Annotated in this window: 24 protein-coding genes and 1 tRNA gene; 21 read left to right on the forward strand and 4 right to left on the reverse strand. The window is 52.3% G+C overall.

Annotated elements, in window-relative coordinates; translation table 11 throughout:
• Positions 1–80 precede the first annotated feature (80 nt).
• From MHH28_RS03185 to MHH28_RS03215, 7 genes are all read left to right on the forward strand, one after another.
• Positions 81–1,904: a sensor histidine kinase gene (locus MHH28_RS03185; protein ID WP_405116812.1), complete on the forward strand. Its 1,824-nt coding sequence runs from the start codon at positions 81–83 to the stop codon at positions 1,902–1,904.
• Positions 1,879–3,486 (forward strand): response regulator, encoded by a 1,608-nt coding sequence (locus MHH28_RS03190; protein WP_405111699.1) that lies wholly within the window; start codon positions 1,879–1,881, stop codon positions 3,484–3,486. Before MHH28_RS03185 ends, MHH28_RS03190 begins: the two co-directional genes overlap by 26 nt.
• A 63-nt stretch (positions 3,487–3,549) precedes the next feature.
• The gene (locus MHH28_RS03195) at positions 3,550–4,464 is read left to right on the forward strand and encodes a carbohydrate ABC transporter permease (RefSeq protein WP_405111702.1); all 915 of its coding nucleotides are present in this window, start codon (positions 3,550–3,552) and stop codon (positions 4,462–4,464) included.
• Between the two features lie 3 nt (positions 4,465–4,467).
• A complete protein-coding gene (locus tag MHH28_RS03200) occupies positions 4,468–5,307 on the forward strand; it encodes a carbohydrate ABC transporter permease (RefSeq protein WP_405111705.1) in 840 nt (279 codons plus the stop codon).
• Positions 5,308–5,343: 36 nt separating this feature from the next.
• The gene (locus tag MHH28_RS03205) at positions 5,344–6,663 is read left to right on the forward strand and encodes an ABC transporter substrate-binding protein (protein WP_405111707.1); all 1,320 of its coding nucleotides are present in this window, start codon (positions 5,344–5,346) and stop codon (positions 6,661–6,663) included.
• A gap of 84 nt (positions 6,664–6,747) precedes the next feature.
• The gene (locus MHH28_RS03210) at positions 6,748–8,400 is read left to right on the forward strand and encodes an MGH1-like glycoside hydrolase domain-containing protein (RefSeq protein WP_405111709.1); all 1,653 of its coding nucleotides are present in this window, start codon (positions 6,748–6,750) and stop codon (positions 8,398–8,400) included.
• A 25-nt stretch (positions 8,401–8,425) separates the two neighbouring features.
• Positions 8,426–9,325, forward strand: coding sequence for a glycoside hydrolase family 43 protein (locus MHH28_RS03215; RefSeq protein WP_405111711.1), 900 nt, complete (start codon positions 8,426–8,428; stop codon positions 9,323–9,325).
• Positions 9,326–9,385: 60 nt separating this feature from the next.
• Here MHH28_RS03215 and MHH28_RS03220 read toward each other — a convergent pair whose 3' ends face one another.
• The gene (locus MHH28_RS03220) at positions 9,386–10,663 is read right to left on the reverse strand and encodes a hypothetical protein (RefSeq protein ID WP_405111714.1); all 1,278 of its coding nucleotides are present in this window, start codon (positions 10,661–10,663) and stop codon (positions 9,386–9,388) included.
• A 168-nt stretch (positions 10,664–10,831) separates the two neighbouring features.
• Between MHH28_RS03220 and MHH28_RS03225 the strand changes: the two genes are divergently transcribed.
• The 7 genes from MHH28_RS03225 to MHH28_RS03255 all read left to right on the forward strand — a co-directional run bounded on the left by MHH28_RS03225 (position 10,832) and on the right by MHH28_RS03255 (position 14,504).
• The gene (locus MHH28_RS03225) at positions 10,832–11,047 is read left to right on the forward strand and encodes a hypothetical protein (protein WP_405111717.1); all 216 of its coding nucleotides are present in this window, start codon (positions 10,832–10,834) and stop codon (positions 11,045–11,047) included.
• Positions 11,048–11,211: 164 nt separating this feature from the next.
• Entirely contained in the window at positions 11,212–11,883 is a 672-nt protein-coding gene (locus MHH28_RS03230) for a stalk domain-containing protein (RefSeq protein WP_405111720.1), read from the forward strand.
• Between the two features lie 168 nt (positions 11,884–12,051).
• Positions 12,052–12,618, forward strand: a complete 567-nt coding sequence (locus tag MHH28_RS03235; protein ID WP_405111722.1) for a hypothetical protein — start codon at positions 12,052–12,054, stop codon at positions 12,616–12,618.
• Positions 12,619–12,801: 183 nt separating this feature from the next.
• Entirely contained in the window at positions 12,802–13,425 is a 624-nt protein-coding gene (locus MHH28_RS03240; RefSeq protein ID WP_405111725.1) for a hypothetical protein, read from the forward strand.
• Entirely contained in the window at positions 13,418–13,945 is a 528-nt protein-coding gene (locus MHH28_RS03245) for an accessory gene regulator ArgB-like protein (RefSeq protein ID WP_405111728.1), read from the forward strand. Before MHH28_RS03240 ends, MHH28_RS03245 begins: the two co-directional genes overlap by 8 nt.
• A 2-nt stretch (positions 13,946–13,947) precedes the next feature.
• A complete protein-coding gene (locus tag MHH28_RS03250) occupies positions 13,948–14,091 on the forward strand; it encodes a cyclic lactone autoinducer peptide (RefSeq protein ID WP_405116814.1) in 144 nt (47 codons plus the stop codon).
• A gap of 17 nt (positions 14,092–14,108) precedes the next feature.
• Positions 14,109–14,504, forward strand: a complete 396-nt coding sequence (locus tag MHH28_RS03255) for a LytTR family transcriptional regulator DNA-binding domain-containing protein (protein ID WP_405111731.1) — start codon at positions 14,109–14,111, stop codon at positions 14,502–14,504.
• Between the two features lie 80 nt (positions 14,505–14,584).
• Here MHH28_RS03255 and MHH28_RS03260 read toward each other — a convergent pair whose 3' ends face one another.
• The gene (locus MHH28_RS03260) at positions 14,585–15,115 is read right to left on the reverse strand and encodes a GNAT family N-acetyltransferase (RefSeq protein ID WP_405111734.1); all 531 of its coding nucleotides are present in this window, start codon (positions 15,113–15,115) and stop codon (positions 14,585–14,587) included.
• A 279-nt stretch (positions 15,116–15,394) separates the two neighbouring features.
• Between MHH28_RS03260 and MHH28_RS03265 the strand changes: the two genes are divergently transcribed.
• Entirely contained in the window at positions 15,395–15,937 is a 543-nt protein-coding gene (locus MHH28_RS03265) for a hypothetical protein (RefSeq protein WP_405111737.1), read from the forward strand.
• A 482-nt stretch (positions 15,938–16,419) separates the two neighbouring features.
• Here MHH28_RS03265 and MHH28_RS03270 read toward each other — a convergent pair.
• Positions 16,420–16,491, reverse strand: a tRNA-Val gene (locus MHH28_RS03270).
• Positions 16,492–16,661: 170 nt separating this feature from the next.
• Here MHH28_RS03270 and MHH28_RS03275 point away from each other — a divergent pair.
• The 3 genes from MHH28_RS03275 (at position 16,662) to MHH28_RS03285 (ending at position 19,062) form a co-directional block, all read left to right on the forward strand.
• On the forward strand, positions 16,662–17,084 hold the full coding sequence (locus MHH28_RS03275) for an NUDIX domain-containing protein (RefSeq protein WP_405111740.1): 423 nt from the start codon (positions 16,662–16,664) through the stop codon (positions 17,082–17,084).
• A 62-nt stretch (positions 17,085–17,146) separates the two neighbouring features.
• Entirely contained in the window at positions 17,147–17,956 is an 810-nt protein-coding gene (locus tag MHH28_RS03280; RefSeq protein WP_405111743.1) for a helix-turn-helix transcriptional regulator, read from the forward strand.
• A gap of 152 nt (positions 17,957–18,108) precedes the next feature.
• Positions 18,109–19,062, forward strand: a complete 954-nt coding sequence (locus MHH28_RS03285) for an aldo/keto reductase (RefSeq protein ID WP_405111745.1) — start codon at positions 18,109–18,111, stop codon at positions 19,060–19,062.
• Between the two features lie 153 nt (positions 19,063–19,215).
• Here the strand turns inward: MHH28_RS03285 and metG are convergent, their stop codons facing one another.
• Positions 19,216–20,868 (reverse strand): methionine--tRNA ligase, encoded by a 1,653-nt coding sequence (gene metG, locus MHH28_RS03290; protein ID WP_405111748.1) that lies wholly within the window; start codon positions 20,866–20,868, stop codon positions 19,216–19,218.
• A 504-nt stretch (positions 20,869–21,372) separates the two neighbouring features.
• Between metG and MHH28_RS03295 the strand changes: the two genes are divergently transcribed.
• The 3 genes from MHH28_RS03295 to MHH28_RS03305 all read left to right on the forward strand — a co-directional run bounded on the left by MHH28_RS03295 (position 21,373) and on the right by MHH28_RS03305 (position 23,302).
• Positions 21,373–22,449: a site-2 protease family protein gene (locus MHH28_RS03295; protein WP_405111751.1), complete on the forward strand. Its 1,077-nt coding sequence runs from the start codon at positions 21,373–21,375 to the stop codon at positions 22,447–22,449.
• A gap of 76 nt (positions 22,450–22,525) precedes the next feature.
• On the forward strand, positions 22,526–22,735 hold the full coding sequence (locus tag MHH28_RS03300; protein ID WP_405111754.1) for a hypothetical protein: 210 nt from the start codon (positions 22,526–22,528) through the stop codon (positions 22,733–22,735).
• A gap of 123 nt (positions 22,736–22,858) precedes the next feature.
• Positions 22,859–23,302 (forward strand): GNAT family N-acetyltransferase, encoded by a 444-nt coding sequence (locus tag MHH28_RS03305; RefSeq protein ID WP_405111756.1) that lies wholly within the window; start codon positions 22,859–22,861, stop codon positions 23,300–23,302.
• Positions 23,303–23,380 lie beyond the last annotated feature (78 nt).

The following is a 23,380-nucleotide window of genomic DNA, read 5'->3' on the forward strand; positions in this document are numbered from 1 at the left end:
CTTGCCGGATTCTCTGATCTGCGTTACAACTAGAGACAAATCATAGCTCCACAGAGCTGCAGGGAGAAGGAGGGCTAATTATCTTTTATTCGTTGAAAAACCGTTTGATCGCATTCTTCGTTGTGCTGCTGGTACTGTCCTTCGGCACGATGTCGCTGCTGCTGTTCAGCCAGTCACGCTCGATTATCCGCTCTTATATTGAATCCTCTGCCCTGGAGAAAATGGACGAGTACGGGTCGTTTATCAATATGGCATTGCAGCAGAGCTACGACTTGTCCTCTCTGGTCTATAACAGTGATATCACCCAGAAATGGGATGCCCAGCTTACGAATCCCGCTTCTACCGAAGGACAGAAGATGCTCGCAAACATCACTATGAGCAAATTCCTGACGCAGACGACCAACAATTATTCGATTGTCTCCTCCGTCAGCATCTACCGTGAGGAGGGGCTGCGGATCGGAGCCGAGAATCAGGTGGTTACAGATACCTCCTTCAGGCAGGAGGCCTGGTACCGCAATTTCATTGAACACAGCAATCATTGGGTCCCGGCCCATACCGATCAGGCGGAGATCAAGGGGGCCAAGCCATATGAGGTGGTGAGCCTGCTGCTGCCGATCGGGATCTTTGAGCCTTCGCTGGCCAAGAATGTCATGAAGGTAAATATTAAGGCGGACTTTCTGCTGGAGCCGCTGAATCGCATACACCTGGGTGAAAGCGGTACCATCTTCCTGCTGAATGAGCAAGGCAGCCCCATTCTGTCCCAGGAGGAGTACAGCGCTTATCCGGAAGCGGCGAAGGAGGTTGACCGGGTCAGGTCAGGCCGGACCTTGCAGGGGGTGAGCTACCTGGAGAATCAGCAGGGTGCCTCTCATATTCTGGTCTATAAAAAGCTGCCTATCACCAACTGGCTTCTGGTGGGCTTTGTCTCGGAGAGGGACCTGTATGCGAATCTGTTCAAGCTTCAGAGAAGTATCATTGTATTCGCTTCGATTATGCTGATAGCCGCCTTTGTACTGGCTTACTGGATCTCCTACGGGATTACCAAGCCGCTGTCCCGCCTGGTGTCGGCTATGCGCCATGTGCAGAAGGGGGACTTCGCCCAGGCCGAGCGGCTGACCCCGCCTGAGCGAAGGATACGGAGTGAGGTCGATTATGCCACCGATACCTTCCGTAACATGGTCCGGCAGCTGCGGCATCTGATCCGGACCGAGTTCGAACAGAAGCTCCTGCGCCAGCAGGCGGAATATAAGGCGCTGCTGATGCAGATGAATCCGCATTTCCTGTTCAATACGCTGGAGCTGATGAGCAGTCTGGCTATTCAGCAGCGGACGAAGGAGACCGTTACGGTCATTGATTCGCTGGGCAAAATGCTCAGGTTCTCGCTGCGCATCAGCGAGGATCTGATTCCGCTGCGCGAGGAGTTAAGGTATGTCCGCTATTATATGTCCATTCTGGAAATCCGCTTCGGTCCGGGTCTGGATCTGCGGCTGGAAGAGGAGGGGACGCTTGACGATCTGGAGATCGTCAAGTTCCTGCTTCAGCCGCTGATTGAGAATGCGGTGAAATATAGCTTCATTCACCAGGCGCATGCCAAGGTGCGGATTATAGTGAGACAGGACGGGGAACGGCTGGTTCTGTCCGTGGCTGACAATGGCATCGGGATGGACCCGGAGCTGCTGCGGCAGCTGCATCATCAGGATATGCGCCAGCAGCTGGAGCAGCTTCTGCAGAGCCGGACGCATCAGATTGGACTGCGCAATGTGCTGGCCCGGTGCTGGCTCTATTACGGCGATTTGTTCAGCTTCCGGATCGATTCGGATCAAGACAAGCGGGGCACCTCTATTGAGCTGAGCCTGCCCCTGCAGAGGAGGAATGAAGATGTATCGCGTATTGATCGTGGATGATGAGCCGGAGATCCGTCAGGGCCTGCGGCTCAAGGCGGACTTTGCCGGTCTCGGGATGAGCGTAACCGGTGAGGCAGGCAACGGGCTGGAAGCCATGGAACGGCTGACCCGTGAGCCGGTTGACATTGTGATCACAGATATGAATATGCCTGTCATGAACGGCGTCTCTGTGCTTGAGGATTGCCGCAGGCTCTACCCGGAGCTGAAGCTGATTGTGATTACCGGCTATGAGGATTTCCAGTATGCCAGAGCGGCGGTCCGCAATCAGGCGCGTGATTATTTGCTGAAGCCGGTGACCGGGGATGAACTGACGGCGGTACTCCTGAAGGTGAAGGAGGAGCTGGACCGGGAGCGTAGTGAACAGGACCGGCAGGCCTTCGCCCAGTGGCGTCTGTCCCAGTATTACAAGGAGATGAAGGAGCATTTCCTGGTGCAGCTGGTCAAAGAGGAGGTGGAGCAGGCGGCTGTGCTGAAGGAGCGTGCCGCGCTGTTCGAGCTGGGCGAGTGGGATCTCGCCGAAGTACGCTTCGTGACAGCCGGACTCCGCGAACGGACAGGGGATGCACCGCAGGCGCCGGAGCGCACGCCCGGTATGCTGCGTCTGCCGTTTGAGCTGCTGGGCAGAGAATTCGCAGGCGGATACGGCAGCCCTTGCTCTGTATTCCGCGATCCGAATTATCCGGGGCTGGTGCATTATATACTGCAAGATGGTGGAACAGATCTGGCACACTTCAGTGCGGAGCTGGCCGGATGTGTCACCGTACATCTCGGCTACGAGCCGGTCATCGGCTATAGCGGACTCAAGCTTGGCTTCAGCCAGTGGAAGGAAGGCTATCTGGAATCGTTGCTGTCCTGGAATCTCTCGGAGAATGCGGCCATCCCCTTGGCCGCAGGAAGGGCAGAACCGGAACCCGTTCTGACCGATGAGCTGGCACGGACCTTGCGCCGCCTGCTGCTTCAGGGAGAGCGGGACGCCACCCGGCAGACGGTGAGGCGTGAATTACAGGCAGCCTTCGCCCAGTCGCGGTCCTGCCTGGTGAAGCTGATCTTCCAGCTGTATTTGCTTGTGGATACTGCGGTTGGCGCTGCGGCAGACCGGGGCGGGCAGGCCCAGCAGCTATGGCTGTATCCCGAAATGGTCCATAGACTGGATTCGGTAGACAAGGCTGAACAATTCCTCATGGAGCTTATAGACCATGCGGACCGTGCGGTGCAGGCGGCTGGAGATGCCGAGGATTCGGTCATCCGTACGGCGACACAATATATCGACAGCAATTACATGTATGATCTCAACCTGACCCAGCTCGCCCAGCGGTTCAATTACAATTCATCGTATTTCTCGGAGCTGTTCAAAGCCAAGGTCGGCCGGAGCTTCATGGCCTATCTGACCGGCACCCGGATGGCCCAAGCCACGCATCTGCTGGTGAGTACAACCCTTGGACTCTGGGACATTGCCGAGCTTACCGGGTTCTCGAATGCCAGCTACTTCAGCGCAAGATTCAAAAAGATGTACGGCATCGCCCCGTCGGACTTCCGCCAGAACCCACCCGAAAAATTCAATAGCCAGCAGCCGAAGAAATAGCATTCAAGCAGGCGGCGCTTCTTCCTATAATGAGCCTATATCCATGAAGAGGAGGAGGCGCATATGAAGACAGCACACAGACCGGCTATGTGGAGAAGGAGCGGCACCGCTTACCTGTTCCTGCTCCCGTGGCTGATCGGATTTTTCGGACTGACCCTGGGTCCCATGCTGGGTTCGCTCTATCTGTCCCTGACCAAGTATAACCTGCTGAATGCCCCGGAATGGCTGGGGCTGGCGAATTACAGGCACATCTTCACAGCAGACGAATATTTCTACCAATCGCTGTCGGTAACCTTCCGGTATGTGCTATTCTCGGTTCCGCTGAAAATGGCCTTTGCCCTCTTGGTCGCCGTTGCCTTGAACAAAGGCATCCGGGCGCTGGGCATCTACCGGACCGTCTATTACATTCCCTCCCTGCTCGGGGGAAGCGTAGCGATCGCGATCGTCTGGCGTCAGATTTTTGACGGGGAAGGGCTGGTCAATCATTTCCTCGGCTGGTTCGGGATCGAGGGTCCGGCCTGGATCGCCCATCCCAGCTACATTCTCTCCACCATCGTCACCTTGTCGATCTGGCAGTTCGGCTCCGCGATGGTCATCTTCCTGGCTGGAATCAAGCAGATTCCGGCTGACCTGTACGAAGCGGCGCAGGTGGACGGAGCCGGGAAGCTGCGGCAATTCGCGCGGATTACACTGCCGATGCTGTCACCCGTGATCTTTTTTAACCTGGTCATGGGGATCATTAATTCCTTCCAGGTCTTCACACCGGGATACGTGATTGGGGACGGGCGGGGCGGTCCAGTCAACTCCACTCTGTTCTATACGCTGTATTTGTATCTCAAAGGCTTCTCCTTCTTCGATATGGGCTATGCCGCCGCTCTGGCGTGGATCATGCTGATCATTATCGGCCTGTTCACCTCGATCGTGTTCATAACCTCCCGGTTCTGGGTGTTCTATAGCGACGGAAAGGACGGGCGATAATTCATGGCTGAATCCAAAACGATCTTCAGGCTCGGCAAGCATGGCGTCATTATTCTGTTCGGGCTGCTGATGCTGTATCCGGTGCTGTGGCTGCTGTCCAGTTCCTTCAAGCCCAATGAGCTGATCTTCTCTCAGCCGGGTCTGTGGCCTGGAACATTCACGCTGGAGAACTATGTGAACGGGTGGAAGGGGCTTCAGGGAATTTCATTCAGCCGCTTCTTCCTTAATTCCGCTACCATCTCAGTGCTGTCGGTAATCGGCAATATTCTGACCTGTTCGCTGGCGGCTTACGCCTTTGCCCGGCTGGAGTTCCGCTTCAAAGGTATACTGTTCGCCTGCATGCTGGTGACGATTATGCTGCCATATCATGTCCTGCTGATTCCGCAATATATTATTTTCAGCAAGCTGGAGTGGGTGAACACATATCTGCCGCTGATCGTTCCCAAATGGCTGGCGCATGATTCGTTCTTCATTCTGCTGATGATCCAGTTCATCCGCGGCATTCCGAAGGAGCTGGATGAGAGTGCGACCATTGACGGCTGCGGACAGGGCCAGCTCTACTTCCGGATCATTATTCCGCTGCTGGTTCCGGCGCTGATTACTACGGCGATCTTCACGTTCATCTGGAGCTGGGATGACTTCTTCAGCCAGATGATCTATCTGAGCCGGATCAATCTGTTCACGGTACAACTGGGCATACGTTCGCTCTATGACCCCTCGGGATCATCCGACTGGGGCGCGCTTCTGGCGATGTCCGTGCTGTCGCTTGTGCCGATTATGACGATCTTTCTGCTCTTCCAAAAGCATTTCCTGGAGGGCATTGCTACAACCGGCCTGAAATGAGCAAGCGATTACAATCACTCTTGGGGGGACTTAATCATGAAAAAGATCTTGGGTCTTACATTGGCTGCACTACTGCTGGCGGGAACGGCTGGCTGCTCCGGCGGGAATAGCGGCAAGCCTGCGGCGGCGGGGAATAAGGATTCCGCAGAGCCATCCGGGGATCAGGTGGAGCTGCGGATCATGTGGTGGGGCGACCAGAAGCGGGCGGACAAGACGAACGAGGCGCTGCGCAAATTCGAGGAGAAGCATCCGAACATTAAGGTGGTCGGGGAGTTCGCCCCGAACTCCGGGTACTTTGACAAGCTGAACACGCAACTGGCTTCGGGGACGGCTCCTGATGTGTTTTTCCTGGGAGGGAATGTTACCGATTATGCCGATAAAGGCGTGCTGCTGGATCTGCAGCCCTATGTCGGCAAAGAGCTGGATCTGACCGATATGGATCAGACGATGATGGAGTACGGCACGCTTAAGGGCAAGCTGGTGCATATCTCGGCCGGAGCCAATGCCAGAGGCATGGTCCTGAATACCGAGCTGTTCAAAAAAGCGGGCATCGAGCTTCCGGCTGACGGCTGGAGCTGGGAGGATTACGCGAGCATCAGCAAAGAGATCTCCGGGAAGCTGGGCAAGGGCTTTTACGGTACCTATAATTTCACAGTCGAGGGCATGGACATCTATATGAAGCAGCGCGGGAAGCAGGTCTATGACATGGAGAAGGACGCGCTTGGCTTCGGCCAGCAGGATGCCGAGGACTGGTTCAACTACTGGAGCGGGCTGGCGGAGAGCGGCGGGATGGTGACCCCTTCGATGCAGGTATCCAATCCGCCGGGGGATACGAGTAAATCGCTGGTGGTGACGGGAAAAGTGGCGATGAGCCTGATTCCGTCCAACCAGTTCGCTGCCCATCAGAATCTGATTCAGGACACGCTGACCATGGTGCAGGTGCCGCGCGGACCTAAGGGAACGGGAGTCGTCTTCGAATCCAGCCAAGGGCTGTCCGGGTATGCGAAGACCGCGCATCCGAAGGAAGTGGCGGAACTCATGAACTACTGGATCAATGATCCCGATGCCGCCCGGATTCTGGGCAGTGACCGCGGCGTGCCGGTGACCTCGAAGATGCGCGATCTGCTGATGAAGGATGCGACTCCGCTGGAGCAGACGGTCTACGACTTCACGAGCCGGGTTTCGGAAGCGACGAAGAAGGAGCCTTTTGCCATCAGCTATAATCCGCCAAGCTTCACCGAGTTCACCAAGCTGGCCGAAACCGCTGTGCAGGAGATTGGCTTCGGGCAGAAAGATGTGAAGCAGGGAGTAGAGGACTTCTACAATGGGGCGATGCAGCTATTCGGTGCCAAATAGGCATGAAGGGAGAGAAGCAGGCTGCCCGGGCGAGTTGCTTCTCTGCTGCCGGACGGGCAAAGTGAAGATACAGGAGGGGACAGCATGACTGCTAACAGCATATTACAGCAGCTGCGGAAGATTACCGTGGAGGACAGGATCGGAGCGCTTACAAAGCTAGAGGACCGTGAATCTCTGGAGCAGTGGAAGCAATCGGGAGTGGTCTTCGCTGCCTCGTCTGCGGACATGGAGAATGTCTACTATTCCGCGCTGCATAAGCTCATGGATTGTATCGTGCCAATGGATGGGGGCGGCCTGGTCCTGCATGAAGGCGGGGTCTATCTCGGGAGCTGGCTGGAGAGTACCGGCACGATCAGCGCCGAACGGCTGTCACGCTTCATGCCGGAGGTGGCGGAGGCGACCTTCCGGCTGTTCGCGGAATATCAGCGGGAGGATGGGCTGATTCCCTACAAGGTAACCCCTGCTGGACCGGCGTTCCTGCAGATTCAAATGGTCACCCCGCTGGCCCGGAGTGTGTGGAATCATTATGAGCGGAACGGATGCAGCCGGGAATTCCTCAGCACCATGTACCAGGCAATGAGCCGGTTCGACGAATGGCTGGCGTCCCGGCGCGATACACAGGGTACAGGCTGCGTTGAAGCCTTCTGTACGTTCGATACCGGTCATGATCTCTCCCCGCGTTTCTGGCATGTTCCGGATACGCCCCATCTGGAGGATGCGGCCAGGTTTCATCCGGATTCGCCGCTGCTGCCCTTCCTGGCCCCTGATCTAACTGCCAATGTCTATTGCCAGCGGCAGTATCTGTCCAGGATCGCAGAGGAGCTGGGGGAGAGCGGGGCCGGGTGGCGGGCTAGAGCAGCAGCCAGCAGCCACAGCCTTTTCAGCCATTGTTATGACGGGGAGGATGCATTTTTCTATGACCGCGACCAAGGGGGAAGGCTGGTCCGGGTGCAATCGGATGTCTTGCTGCGGGTACTGGCCTGCGAAGTGGGGGACCGGGAGTTCTTTGATGCTGCACTGCGCCGTTACCTGCTGAATACCGGCAAGTTCTTCGCCAAATATCCATTCACCTCACTTGCGATGGATGATCCGAGGTTCGACCCTTCCTACGGTTATAACACCTGGGGAGGGACGACTAACTTCCTCAGTCTGATTCGTGCGCCGCATGCCTTCGAGCATCATGGGCGTTACGTCGAGCTAAGCTGGGTGCTGCAACCTATTCTGGCGGCATGCTCACGGATGACCCGGTTTGCCCAGACCTTAAGCCCGTGGACGGGAGAAGAAGGCTATACCGAAGCCTATTCACCGGCCATATTGTGCCTGCTCGATTATGTAGAGCGGTTGTGCGGCATTCTGCCGGCAGGTGGGGAGGAGCTATGGTTCACCTGTCTGCTCCCCTATAATATGGATCACGGCCGGGAGACGGCCCATGAGACAGGCTACCGCCGGATCGTGGATGGAACCGTATTTGAGCTGATTAATACGCATGAACAAGCTGTGATCTACCGCAATGAAGAGGAATACCTGCGCTGTCCGTTTGGAGTGCGGGTGGTGCTGGACCGGGCCGGACACCTGCGGAAGCTGATTGGCATGAGTGTCCGCCAGATTGAAGGAGAGGTCCGGTATCTGGGCAAGAGCCTTCCGTTTAAGGTCAAGGGAAATGAACAGTTGGAGTATGCGGATGGCGGATTTGTCAGCATCAGCGATATCGGAGTGGTACTGCCGGAATACCGGTAGTAAAGCCGGGAAGAGAGGAGATATTATGGTAGATAACAACGGCCTGCAGATCAGAGATCCGTTTGTGCTGCCGCTGGCCGGACAGAGGCAGGGAGAGGGACTCTACTATTTATATGGCAGCACGGACAGTAATATCTGGGGCAAGGGGACCGGCTTCAATGCGTATACCGGCAAGGATCTGGAGCATTGGGAGGGGCCATTCCCGGTATTCCGGCCGGGGACGGATTTCTATGCAGAGCGGAATTTCTGGGCACCGGAGGTCTATGAATACGGCGGCAGCTACCTCATGTTCGCTACCTTCCGGCGCAAGGACAATGATCTGCTGGGTACGGCTGTGTTAATCTCGCAACATCCGCTGGGCCCATTCCTCCCGCACAGTGAAGGACCGGTCACTCCGGCGGATTGGAGTTCGCTGGACGGAACGCTGTATGTAGATCAGCAGGGCCAGCCGTGGATGGTCTTCTGTCATGAATGGCAGCAGACTGGAGACGGGGAAGTGTGCGCTGTGCGGTTAACGGAGGATCTGCGGAGCGCCGCAGGAGAACCCGCCGTGCTCTTCCGGGCCTCGGAAGCTCCGTGGACGACTCCATTCGTATCTGCGCGTTATATGGATCAGCTCAATTATGTAACCGATGGGCCGTTTCTGTTCAGGGCAAACGGCGGTACGCTGTATCTGCTGTGGGCCAGCTTCATTAATAACACCTACGCACTGGGCATCGCCCGTTCCGGGAGCGGAGAGATCACCGGACCGTGGATTCATCAGGAAGAGCCGCTCTATACTAAGGACGGCGGACATGCCATGGTATTCCGCACCTTCAGCCATCAGCTGATGCTGGCGATTCATACACCGAATCAGACGCCGGAGGAACGGCCGGTTTTTGTGGAGCTGGAGGAAGAGAATGGTATGATGAGGGTGAGGGTGTAAAAAGAAAAACGATTGCCGGTCCATCACGGATCAGCAATCGTTGTGTTCTAACGATAGAGCTTATTCAATATCTATACTCCATTGTCCGTCTGCTTCCACAGAAAAGACATAAATTCCGTCGGTGTCGATTTTTTCCGCGGTAGAGCCGGAATAATTACCAATTTCATTCACCAGCCCGCTATCATTCAATCTGACGACAAAGTTCGATTCACCTGTATGTTTGGAGGTGAACCGGGTCAGCTTGCTTTGCAGCTTTGCAAACACAACATCGTTACCCTTACCGGATAACTTAACCGGTGCGCTCTTGATATTCTCAGGGATGCTCTGCTTAATGTCCGCCTTCCAGGAGCCATCCGACTCTACCTTCAGCATATACTTCCCGTCTTCGGGAATCACCACTAAAGACTTGCCCTTGTATGGTCCAATCTCATTAACTACATATTCTTCAAAGTCTCCAGTTTCATTATACATGTGGATAATAAAGTTAGAATTCCCGGCGTCTGAGGCCTCCACAATTGCGATCCCGCTATTAAGTTGGAAGAACTCTGTGGCCTGGTCTTTTTTTCCTTTGAGATGGATGGCTTCGTCCTTTGCCGCTGCTGGCGCTGGCGTAGCGTTTGCCGATGCTGAACTAGGTCTGCCTTGGTATAACGGCAGCAGCTCAGCGTATAGCTTTTCAACAGTTGCCTTGTCATCATCTTGAATGGCAAGGGCCATTTCCTTGAATTTGCTTTGATTTTCTTTATTTATAAACTCCAGACTATTGAGAATAACTGCTAATACTTCATCTCTAAGTTCTTGGGTGAGGTTCTTTTCCAGATAGCTTTTGGCTAAATTAAGAGATCTGGCTCCTAACTCCTGGTTTGCTTCATCAAAGGTGTTAATAGTATCCCCGCCAGAGGGTACATCCGTTGGATCGGGTGTGGGCGTAGGATCAGGATAGCGGGCTGCAACGGAAGCAGGTAGAACTCCACCAATTTTCGTAAAAATCTTCTTTACATTTTGCACATCATTTTTCTCAATAGAGTCAGCAATCTCCAGATAAGTGAAGGTATTCTCTTTATCCTCTCTGGCCTTAATCCGGATGTTCTCGGCAATTTCTTTGGACGACTCAGCATTCCAAGCACTGGTGCCGAAGTTCTCTAGGTATTCCTGCGTCTTATCCTTCACAGAGAAGTTCTTCAGCTCTGGCGCTGGAGTAGGAGACGCAGTCGGTGCAGCAGAAGGAGTCGCGGTTACAGCTTGCGTAACCTCGGCAGACCCGCCGCATCCGCTCAAAGTCACCAGTGAAGATAACAGAGCCAGCGCAACAGTACCTTTGGTTAATTTTACGTACATAAGTAATTTCCCCCAAATATTTAATTGTGCATAGCTAGTATAGCAAATTTAAATTATTTTTGGGTGAATATTCATAGAACTTTGCATTCTATCTGACTAATATGTCAAACTTATAGATGATTGGATGAAAGTGCATGAAATATCTAGATGAAAGGGGGTGTGGACAAATTGTATTTTACAGGTTTTGGGTCCTTGCTTGCCGGAGGGTTCAGCATTTTTGCTCTTTTGCTCTGGTTCACTTGTCTGGGGATGGGGATTTATTTATTTGTTCTGGTGGTGAAGCTTGCACGCAGGGGAATTGTTGCGCTGGACTTGTATAATCACTCCAAAAATCTGGAGATCCGCGAACGTTATGAATCCGTTGGGCGGAGAGATGGACTCTAAGTTGCTTTAGGGTACATAAGAGTATCGGATGCCCTGCCGGATTGGCGGGGTCTTTCTTTGGCTTGACAGGCTACTATATGTCATGTTGCATCTGATGGCAGGATTCATTATACTCCCAATATGGAATATTCAAATTTGTTATAAATGGAGAGGAGTTTGATCGAATGAAGAAGAAGATGACTGCTGCACTGACTGCATTTGCGGTACTTGGAGGAATGGGTACGGGCGTGTATGCCGGAGCCAACCTGCAGGAGATCAAGGCTTATCTGAATCCAAGCATCAAATTCAAGATGAACGGCCAGCCCGTACAGCTTAAGAACGGCAGCGGTGCAGTGATTGCCCCAATTTCCTATAAGGATACCACGTATCTGCCGGTCCGTTCCGTATCCGATCTGCTCGGGGTTACCGTCAAGTTCGATGCCGCAACGAATACGATCTCTCTGGGCGAGCAAACGGCAGGTGTACCGATTGCTACCGGCTTTGACAATATGTATCACACCAAAGACCCAGGCAAGACCGTCTATAAAGATAAGGACTACAAGGACGTCTTCTTCGATAACGGCAGCGGCGACCGCGGCAGTTCATTCATGCTGGAGCCGAACAAAAAATATCAGAAGCTCTATCTCCAGGTAGCTGCGATCGGTGGAGAGATCAAGGATTTCGAGGTACAGGATAGCGATACTAACACAGTGCTGAAGACGCAGACTATTGACCCGGCTAACGGGTTGACTACTATCGAAGTGGATATTGCCGGAGTCAGAAGCCTGTATGTCAACGGAGATGTGAAGGACGGAACAACGGTCTTCGTCCCGCTTACGACATCGTATTATAAATAATTCTCTGAACTTATAAATAAAGTCACAGATGACCCGGAAGCCTTGGTTTCCGGGCTTCTTTTTGTCTACATTTGTTGTTTGGAGGAATGTGAAAAGGGGTATTATCCGGTAAGCCATTGAATCTAACTGGCGATGTTAAAGTTCATTGAAATCATGAGGAGTGAGAAGATGTATACCAAAAAACTAATAATGACCTTATCCTTGACGTTGTCCCTTGTGGCCCTCAGCGCATGCAGTAATGCAGAGGATAAGCCGTCAACCGAATCGATGCAGACCTCGGCACCGACAACCGAGGCTGTGCAGACTCCTGAGCCGACGACAGACGCAGAGCAGACTCCAGCACCAACGGCAGAGCCGGAGCAGACTCCTGAGCCATCGTCCGGAAGCAATGATACGGCTGCCGGATCTGCGGACCTGCCGAAATATCTCCCGGAGGATTTCCCGATGCCGGAGAATGTAACAGAGACTGTCCTGTCCACTACAGCGGAGAATGAGGGCAAGAAGTCAGCCATGCTAATCTTTAGAACAACGGACAGTATGGAATCGGTAACGAAGCTCTATGACGATTATCTGGCCTCGAAGCTAGGCGATCAGTCTGTGAAGACTATTGATCCCAAGAACCTGATCATTCAAGGCAACACCAAGGACGGTAAGCAGAGCTGGTCCATCATTGGCGGTCCGCTTGCGTCCAAGGAGGGAACCGTGGAGCTTAACGTCATCTGGTCCGAAATTTAATACGAACAGCCAAGCTGTTATATACAGAGGAACATCCTTTGAGGCTCGATTCAGAGCATTCAACGGGTGTTTTTTTGACTTGAGCAAAAAGTGTCGAATTTTGTATTTAAGTAGTATACGCCAGGCATGATGGAGTTATATAATTATTCTTGTGAACGAAAATTAGTCAGGCGGTGTTTTGGTTTGTCGTGGGAACCTGTAGGCTTTATGTTTTTCTCTACGATAGAGACGCTTGCGCTCTATTATCTGATTATGTCTCTTTATAGATTCAAGTGGAGATGGTACATCTGGCAGGCTTTATTTGTCATCTTGCTTAACAATCTGCAAAGCTATTTGTTACGCAATGAACTGGGTATGTCGAATGTCGCACCGCTTGTATTAATCCTGATTTTCATCTTCTTTTTTGCTGCAGTGGTGAGGATGCCGCTGATTCTATCTATCATTGCAACGATATCAGGGTTTGCTATTTTCGCCGGGATTCAGACGTTGATTCTTTGGAGTGTCTTCCGCTCCGTTTCGAATATCGACAATAAGGCGAACGGGTATTTCCTTCAGGTTGCGACCGCTGCTATTGTCTTTGGAGTGTTCGGCTACCTTTACCGCAAAGGCAAGGGCTTCACCTTCGATCTGGATAAACTCCGCTTCAAAATAGAGGATATCCTGCTGTCCGTACTGATTTGTGCATTTGTAATAGTAGTATCTCTCCTGCTCTATTACAATGATATTTTGTTAAACGCACTGATTTTTTTGGTTATGTCTGTCTTCCTTCTATACTATTCCACCCGGAAGGAGCTGGAAGATGCTTGAGCACATGTCCGGCAAGCTTGCACTGCGCATTAAAAGTGTAGTCCCTGAGCATCCGGCATCCTTGGCGGTTTTGAAGTTCGCTATTGCTATCATCCTTAATGTGTTGTTCATTATCGGTCTGACCTTGGCGGTATCCCTTCTGACAGGCCGGACAACGGAAGCTCTGCTGATTCTGATCTCTTTTGCGTTATTGCGCCAGGTCTCCGGCGGGGTACACCTCAAATCGGGTATGGCCTGTGTTTTGTATACAGCAACCTTATTCACGCTCTTGTCCTTCATTGAAGTGGGCAGTACAGCGGTTCTGCTTATGAACGGAATTAGTCTGTTGATTGTACTGTGGCTAGCACCGATCGGAATTGAACGTCAGACCCGGATTCCCAGGCAGCACTGGCCTAAGCTGAAGGTCATAGCGGTAATCCTTGTGGCGGCCAATGTTGTGGCAGGGTCCCCGGTGGTTGCGGCCAGCTTTTTGGCTCAATCTGTCAGTCTGATTATGGCTAGAAGGGGGGTGAGAACTTGAGAATGAGGGGGTTAAAGACGCTGCAACGCAAAATAGTGTATAAATTAGCTTCCGGTTTATCCGCTATGGCTGCAATTGTTGTGTTAGTTACCGCCAGTGTGTTCTACGTTAACCAACCGGAGGTTCCTGAAGAGTTACTTAAATAACATTGGAGTTGATCCCTTTGAGCACGATATCTGTTACTAGAGACACAGAGGGAAACACTGGTGTATTCTCACTCGATATTGCGAAAATAACTTTTATGGAATTTGAACGGACTATCTATCGGATCATTGTCCATACGTACGATCAGACCTTTTATACAGTAGGTACGCTGAAATATTGGCTTAATACCCTGGCCAGTTCAGGATATAATTTCGTTCTAGCAGATAGAAACACGTTAATTCAGGTTTCTAATATTATCCAGTTGGATAAGACGTTTCATATTGCTTATTTTGGGGAAGACCACAGAGGAGTCGAGCAGAAGTGTTTTCTGTCAGAGAAGGGCTATAAAGAAATTCTCAAATACGTAAAAACATCCGCATCGGATATTAAATTAGTGGAGCTGCCCCAGTGGTAGCTTTATTTTTTATGGTATATAAAATAAGACTGACCCTGCGCTGTTCTGCTGCGTCCCGGGCCAGCCTTATTCAGGTTAGCTTAATCTGTAGCTAATTTGGAATACATACAGAGATCAATGAATGTTCCTTTGGACCGCTCACTCTGCCTTAAAGTTCCTTCCAGCGAAAAGTTTAATCTCTGCAGCACCTTAATAGAATTGATATTAGCAGGCTCGACCTTTGCTTCTACTCTATTGAAGTTCAGTGTATTAAATGCATAATCGATCAGAGCGAGAAGGGCTTCGGACACATAACCTTTTCCCCAAAACTCCCGGCCAAGGTCATAACCAATCTCTGTCTTGGCGTTGTCATTATCCAGACTATTGAAACCGCAGGAGCCTATGATCTGTTCAGACTCTGCCTTAATGATTGAATAGCGGATCGCCTGATTCTCTGCGGCCAACTTACCAAGCAGCTCAATCATTTCCACGGCTTGACTTTCATCCGTGAAGCTGCTGATATTCATGAACCGGGTGACTTCAGGATCAGACCAGATTGTGAAGAGGCTGGCTGAATCGGCTGTGCTCATTTGTCTCAATATTAATCTCTCAGTACGTAATTCAGTAATCAATATATTACCTCCATTAAAAGAATATTTGGCTTGTGGGGTTAAAATATTGATATCTGCGCATAGTTCAGTCCTTTCCGTGTGGAAGCTGCCTCTATTATATATAATTTAATGAATTTCCACAAAGAAGGATAATCGGCTTGGTAAGGATTTCTAACCAGAGACGTCGACCCCGGGTTTTACAAGTCAGATGACCAAGAGTTAACTGGATGCTTATTTGCAGCCTGTTTCTAAATCCGCTGAACATGGTAAGCTTTAGGTAAAAACATCCGGGAGGGCATTATGAAAAAAACCGTACTGATATTGTTGTTTCTGTTGGTATTAACAGCTTGTGCGAATTCAAAGGACGGGGTGACCACCAAAGACTTAGCCATCCAAAAGGTGGGGGACAGCAAAGCCATTGTTCAGTACGGAATGAGCCGTGCGGAAGCGGAAGAGGTGCTGGGCAAGGGGGAAGATAAGGGGCTCGCCAATTCATTCATGTATAGCGCTGGCGTAAGGATTATGTACCGGGAGGATAAAGTGGCCGGCATTACTCTGACAGAGGAATCGAAAGAGGCGTATGAAACCGTCGGCGGTTTCCAAATTGGCATGTCCAAAGATGACTTCAAACCAATCTATGGCGATCAATATCTGAACGATACGGAGCGTAACCTGGACTATGCTTATGATTCAATCAACAAGCGTTATTTGCAGGAAAAAGAATGGGCAGCGAAAGCGGAGGACGACACGAAAATATTTGTGATTTCAGCTCTGTTCAACGGAAAAGGTGAAGCAGACGGCGTTGTATTGGTGGATAAGCGAATGGCGATTATGTTTAGGTGAATGGGAGGTGCTGGTGAAGAATGATCCTGTGTTGAACAAGGCGATGCATACGCTGGATTTTCTGAGTCAGGGTTGGGCAGGGGAATCTGAGGCAAAATAGGGGCTGTTAAAGCCCCGGCAGATTATTTCCGTTTCTTTCGTCCAATTAAGCCGCCTACTATCCAAAAGATCAAAATCCCCACAAAGGCAAATACAATCCAAAAAGCAATACGCACAATTATCACTCCTTTAAAGCAACAATACGACAATAGTAAATTTTCCGCAATAAAAGGGGCTTTTATACCTGGGGAGGGAACAGATATACAGCGTATCATCCTGCTACAGCTATTAAGGGGCTGCCATAGGCTCTCCGCAGATAAACAATCTATTTATCTGGCATACCCCAATATTTTTTTATCCAAGAATGATGAGTAGATCAAAAAGTCTGCTTAACAAAAAGAAAAACCCTTATTTTATAAGGGTTTTTCTAAGATGATGCAGTATAGGACGGATGGGGTTCGAACCCATGACCCCTACCCTGTCAAGATAGTGCTCTCCCGCTGAGCTACCGTCCTGCAACGAAATTTATAATACCATAGGAGGGGAGGAGATGGCAAGAATTTTTTATTATGCACGACACCCCATCCGCAGTATATTACAATAAACGATGATGGTCTGGAAGAAACTCTCATTCCATCCTGTATACATAATGGCCAACAATGAACCAAAAAGGTGGAATTCTATCATGATCGTAACGTTGTATGAAGCGGAGCGCCCTGAGGTGAGTCTCAAGTATGTGGTAATTGTCATGAAGCAAGGGGAGGAATGGGTTCTGGTGCGGCACCGCGAGCGGTCCACATGGGAATTTGCCGGCGGGCATATTGAGGCAGGCGAGAGTCCAGGGGAAGCAGCGGTAAGAGAACTGTATGAAGAGACCGGTGCTGAAGAGTACGAGCTTCATTCATTATGCATCTATTCAGTTAGCAGTGAAGGGCTGGAGGAGAGCTTCGGGATGCTGTATTTTGCAGAGATTAAGAAGTTCGGAGCTTTGCCCCCTTATGAAATGGCGGAGCTTCGAAGCTTCAGCGAGCTGCCGCAGGCGATGACGTATCCGGGGATCTACCCGGCGTTATTTGCGAGAGTCATTGAACATGTGAAGCAACTGTGAGGTAACCGTGATCGCATTTCTGGTAGAATAGATACACGATTGGCTGAGAGGAGGCCCTGTTCATGAGTCATGGGATTACGAGGTTCAAGCGGCTTGGCGACTTTTTGAGATCACGCCGGGAGCGTCTGCAGCCTGAAGCTGTAGGGATCAAGGAGACGAACAGTCAGCGCAGAACACCTGGGCTGCGGCGGGAGGAGGTTGCCGTTCTAGCCGGTCTTAGCAGCACTTATTATGCGTGGCTGGAGCAAGGCAGGGAGGTTACCGCTTCCAGAGAGGTCATGGAGAGTCTCAGCCTGGCGCTGCGGTTGTCACCGGATGAGAAGAAGCATCTGTTCGAGCTATGGAATCCGGGTTTGCCGGATACCATTACTTCTATTAATGAGGGAAGTCCTGAGCTGAATCCGCAGTGGCGGGACATTATCGGCCAATTGTCCTATCCGTCTTTTATAACGAATGAGCGCTCTGAGGTGTTGGCCTGGAATGATGCGGCGGGTGAGGTTCTCAGTGACTTCGGAAATTTGCCTGCTTCAGAGCGTATTATGCTGCGTCTCTTATTCCTCGATCTGGAGCTGCGCCGCCGGATGCTGAACTGGGAGGAGTTCGCTCTCTATTCAGTGGGGGTGTTCAGAACCTATTATGACATGAATCTGCACGATCCCTGGTACAAGGAGATGGTCGATCAGCTTTGCGAGGACAGTGCGGATTTCGCCGGGATATGGAAGCAGCATCATATTCAAGGCAAGAGGGTCAACCGTGTGGTCATAGAGAGCCTTGGCACGAATCAGCCGGTAGTCTACGATATCAATTCTATGGCGAATCTGGCGGATCATCCGGGTCTGCATATTTGTATCTATACGCCTGTTATAACGTAGCAGACGATCTCGGGGGACATACGCCATACGTTTCCTCCGCTTCCTGGTAATGATCTTACTAGCATGAACGTACTGTGGCTGCTCCACGGCAGGACGGTTAGAATAAGGGCATGTTCACAAGATCCTTTACAGGGAAAAGAGGGAGACACCATATGCACACAAGAACACTCGGGAACGAAGGGCTGAGCGTATCGGCTCTGGGACTCGGAACGATGATGATGCCGGACAATGAAGAGTCTGTACGAACCATTCACGGCGCGCTTGATCTGGGAGTAACCCTGCTGGATACAGCGGACATCTATGGAGCCTTCGAGCAGCAGCGCTTCGGCGGCAATGAGCGGCTGCTTGGCCGGGCGCTTAAGGGCAGAAGGGATCAGGTTGTGATTGCAACCAAATTCGGCATTACGCATACTCAGGGACCCAAGGGAGACCCGGCTTATATCAAAAAATCTGTCGATGCCAGTCTGTATCAACTAGGCACAGATTATATCGACCTGTACTATCAGCACCGGCCTGATCCGAACACCCCTATTGAGGAAACAGCCGCTGCACTGGCTGACCTCGTCAAGGAAGGGAAGATCCGCTACATCGGCTTATCCGAGGCTTCGCCCGAACTGATCCGCCGGGCACATGCGGTGCATCCGCTCACGGCTCTGCAGACAGAGTACTCGCTCTGGAGCCGCGAGGTGGAGGATGAGATTCTGCCGCTGGTCAAGGAGCTGGGCATCGGCTTCGTTCCGTATAGCCCGCTGGGCCGGGGGTTTTTGACCGGCCAGATCAAGAGCTTCGATGATCTGCCGGAGGATGATTACCGCCGCCATTACCCGCGCTTCCAGGGAGAGAACTTCACCCGAAACCTGGAGGTCGTCTCGCTGATCGGGCAGATGGCAGAAGAGAAGGGCTGCGCTCCGGCACAGCTTGCGCTGGCCTGGCTTCTGGCACAAGGAGAGCAGATTGTGCCGATTCCCGGCACCAAGCGGCTGGAGCGTGTAGAAGAGAACCTCGGAGCGCTTCAGGTTACATTGTCGGCAGAGGAGCTCGCCCGGATTGAGCGGATATCCCCGCAAGGGGTTGCAGCCGGAGGACGTTACCCCGGGCAGAACTAAGTCATCACGAGGTATCAAGAGCCCTGAGCGTTCTTGCCTGTGCCGCTTGTTTGTGAGCGGTATGCGGGCGAGAACGCTTTTTCCACCTCCATTCCATCCAACCTCCCCCGGCACTCTTGTAACCCCCGGCATGTCACCGTTCCCGCTGCACATCTAGTTACCCATCCGCTCCACTTCCTCCTCTATGCGCTGCACATCTATCCGCTCAAACAGTAATTCAAGCTCTACGATAGGCTGCTGCGCACGTACGGATACCGGCTGCCAGACAGGCTGTTCCATGGACAGGAAGCCTCTAATCTTCCCGCAGGAGAAGGGGAGGAACGGGTTCAGCAGGTTAGACAGGTTGGCAATAATCTGAACACAAGTGTACAGCGTGTTGCCTCCGGCCGCAGGGTCATGCTTAATCTGTAGCCACGGCTGCTGCTGGTCGAAATACTTGTTGGCCTGGCGGATATACGAGAAGATGAATTCCAGCGCTTCCTTGAAGTGTCCGGCTTCAATCAGTCTCCCAGCTTCCGTATACAGATGTTCCAGACCATCAGCCCATGCTACGTTCAACGCGCCGTCTGGAACTTTGCCATTCCAGAACTTATTCACGAATACGAGACTGCGGTTGACGAAATTGCCGAACGCACCCAGCAGTTCACTGTTATGGCTATAGATGAACTCTCTCCAGGAGAAGTCGGCATCCCGCTTCTCAGGACCGTTCGCAGTTAGGAAATATCGGATGGAGTCCGGGTCATAACGGCTGAGAATATCCGGCACCCAGACCGCCCAGTTGCGGCTGGTGGAGAATTTTTGCCCTTCCAGGGTCAGGTATTCAGAAGAGAAGATCCGGTCCGGCAGATGCAGATCCTCAGCGCCCAGCAGGAGTGCCGGCCAGATCAGGCTGTGAAAAGGGATATTGTCCTTCCCGTGTACATAATAGGCAGTTATAGGCGGCTGCCCATCGTTATCCTGCCCGGATGGCACGGACCAGAAATCCTCCCACCGGTTGCCGGTCTCTGCCGCCCACTGCTTGCTGGCAGAGAGGTAGCCGCTGACGGCTTCGATCCAGACATAGATCTTCTTGTCTGTGAAGCCGGGAGCGGGGACATCCACGCCCCAGTCCAGATCGCGTGTGGCCGCGCGGTCCTGCAGTCCTTCCTGCAGATATCTGCGGGTCAGCCGGACCGCATTGTCTCTCCAGCCCTGGGCGGATTCAGCGTATTCCGTGAGTGCATGCTGGAAGCTGGACAGCGACAGATAGTAATGCAGGGTGGAGCGCAGCACAGGCGTGGACCCGCAGAGGGCACAGGTGCGCTCCAGCAGATCCACCGGATCGAGAATCGTGGAACAGTAATCGCATTGGTCCCCCCGGGCCTGCTGTCCGCAGACCGGACAGGTCCCATTCACATAACGGTCCGGCAAGTAGCGCCGGTCCTGTTCACAGTAGCACTGGAGCGTGGATTTCTGGTACAGATACCCGTGATCCAGCAGCTTAAGGAACAGCTCCTGCACTGTGCTGTGATGATGGGCCTGATCGGTCCGGGTATACAAATCATAGGTGAAGCCTAAGGCGCGGAAGCACTCTGCGAACTCCTCATGGTACCGGCTGGCGAATTCACCGGGCGATACCCCCTCCTGTCCCGCCTGTACAGCAACGGGGGTGCCGTGGCAGTCACTTCCCGATACATACAGTACAGCGTCGCCTTTGGCACGGTGGTAGCGGGCCAGAATATCTCCCGGAAGAATGCTGGCGAGTCTGCCCAGGTGCAGGGAGCCGTTGGCATAAGGCCAAGCCCCTCCGATAAAAATGTTAGTCATATCTCTCTCCTCCTCAAGTTGTATGGACGCAAAAAAGGCACTCATCCCCTAAAGGGACGAGAGCCTGTGCTCACGTGTTACCACCCAAATTCATCAATGCCTCGCGGCATCCACCTCTTCAGGTACGTCCGCAGAAAATAAGCGGGTATACCCTAGCATGGTAACGGATGCGGGTTCCGGCGCAGCCTACGTCCCGTTCATGCCGGGATTCGGTGCGCAGCTCTGAGACCATATTCCCGAGGGTTTTCTTTGCTCCTTTTCACCGGCCGGAGCTCTCTGTGGAAGAATTGCCAGGGTACTCTTTCTCTTCGCAGCTATTGTGGTTATCCTAATTACTGGATATCATATATGCAAGCCGGGAGATTTGTCAACACCCTAAGCCTATTTGCAATCCATAGCACTCCTGTGCGACAGTAGAGAATAAGGGCAAACAGGGAGCAGGGGAGCGCCTGACCCGTAGCCTGGAACTGGAGCGACACAGAGGTCAAAAGGAGATTGAGACTATTGCAGGAAAACAAACAGGAGAAAAAAAGCTCGGGTGCATGGGGATGGCTGGGCAGCGGGGCGGTCCTGCTGCTGCTTAAGGGGAAAGCCATTATCTCTCTGCTCAAGCTGGGGAAGATCGCAGGTCCGCTGATCTCCATGATGGTATCGATCTGGGCTTATGCCCTGATTTCACCATGGCAGTTTGCTGTGGGCTTCGTGGCGTTATTATTCGTCCATGAGATCGGCCATGTGATTGCTGCCAAGCGGATCGGCCTGCCGGTAAGCGCACCGCTGTTCATTCCTTTTATGGGCGCACTCATAACGATGAAGAAGCAGCCGCTGGATGCCAGAGAGGAAGCTTATGTCGCTTTTGGCGGGCCGGTGCTCGGAAGTATCGGCGCGCTGATTGTATTCGGTGCAGCCTATTATTATCATAGCCCCTTGTTATATTCACTGGCCTATATCGGCTTCTTCCTTAATCTGATTAACCTGCTGCCGATCCACCCGCTGGACGGGGGGAGAATTGCCACGGCAGTTACACGCTGGTTATGGCTGGTAGGGCTCATTGGCGGATTAGCTGTAATCATCTATCTGAAATCTATCCTGTTCGGTGTGATCTGGGTCATGTTCGCTTATGATATGTATAAGAAGTACATCAGCCGGCGTACGAAGAATCAGATGCATACTGTGCTCAAAAGCTTCCTGATCCCCATCGGGGATCTGCAGGAGCAAGGATATCTGATCCCCGGCCCTGAGCATAAGCGGGAGCTGCCGTTCACCACCTACAGCGAGTTGAACCGCCAGCAGTTCGTCGGGGTACGCTGGGATAATCTGGACTTCTACGGAACGACCACTATGCCCGTGCAGTCCCTGATCGGAAAAGTCAAAGTCGTGCAGCTCGACCAGCTGTACGTGGATGCCAGCCTCCAGCTGAAGATGACCTGTGAGATCAGCTTTACGATCCATGACAATGATAAGTATTATGAAGTGCCGGCTGCTTCCCGCTGGAGATATGGCGCTGCATATTTTGCGCTTGCCGCTTTTCTGGGGGGAATGATGTATCTTGTGCATGTGGTCGGCAATGTAAATCTGTAAAGCTCCGTTTATGAACCTCCTGATTCGTCAAAGCTGTAAAGAGCCAAGAAGGATGAGGGGGTTCGAAGCAATGCGCATGGCAAGAGTACGTATACTATCCATCGGAGTATGTCTTCTTGCGGGAATCGCCGGATGTACGTCCGGCCAAGAGGTCCCTGAATATACGGATGTTCACAGTATGACCGGACTGGACGGGGGCCTGGATTCACGGGATAGCCTGACCTCGCCGATTCTGCGGGATGTGTATGACCGCTCGATTCCCGAGGAAGTCTATGACACTCCGTAAGTAAGATGTTCGGCGGTTCCCTGCTCACGGGCCCAGCCCGGAAGGTCTCAGGCTCTATACAGGATATTAATAATTCTGTATAATGCTCAATATTGATTGGACCTACAGAGAGGAGCCAGGGGGATGGCAGTGGAAATCGTACATGTAACTACAGAGGAGCAGCTTCAGATGGCGCTGGAGATCCGCAAGAAGGTATTTGTGGAAGAACAGAAGGTGCCGGTAGAAGAAGAAATCGACGAATATGATGCCATCAACGAGCATGTGCATCATTTCCTGCTCATGGAGGGCGGGCAGCCGGCTGCAACCGGCCGGCTGATCTACTATAAGGCGGACACCGCCAAGATGCAGCGGATTGCTGTGCACCAAGCCTTCCGCACCAAGGGATACGGACGTATCCTGCTGCTGGCTATGGAAGAACGGGCCCGTGAGCTGGGTCTGCAGGCTTCCGTTCTGGATGCCCAGTGCCAGGCACAACCATTTTACAGCAAGCTCGGCTATGAAGTGATCTCCAAGGAGCCCTTCTATGATGCCGGGATTCTGCATGTTAGAATGAATAAGGCTCTGTAATCTGCCGGGGTACATACTCTTCCGCTGCTATGGACAAGCTAGAATTAGGCCATATGGATGGCTAATTCTTAGTGCGAA

Source organism: Paenibacillus sp. FSL K6-1217 (genome assembly GCF_045040735.1).
Classification (GTDB): Bacteria; Bacillota; Bacilli; order Paenibacillales; family Paenibacillaceae; genus Paenibacillus_AQ.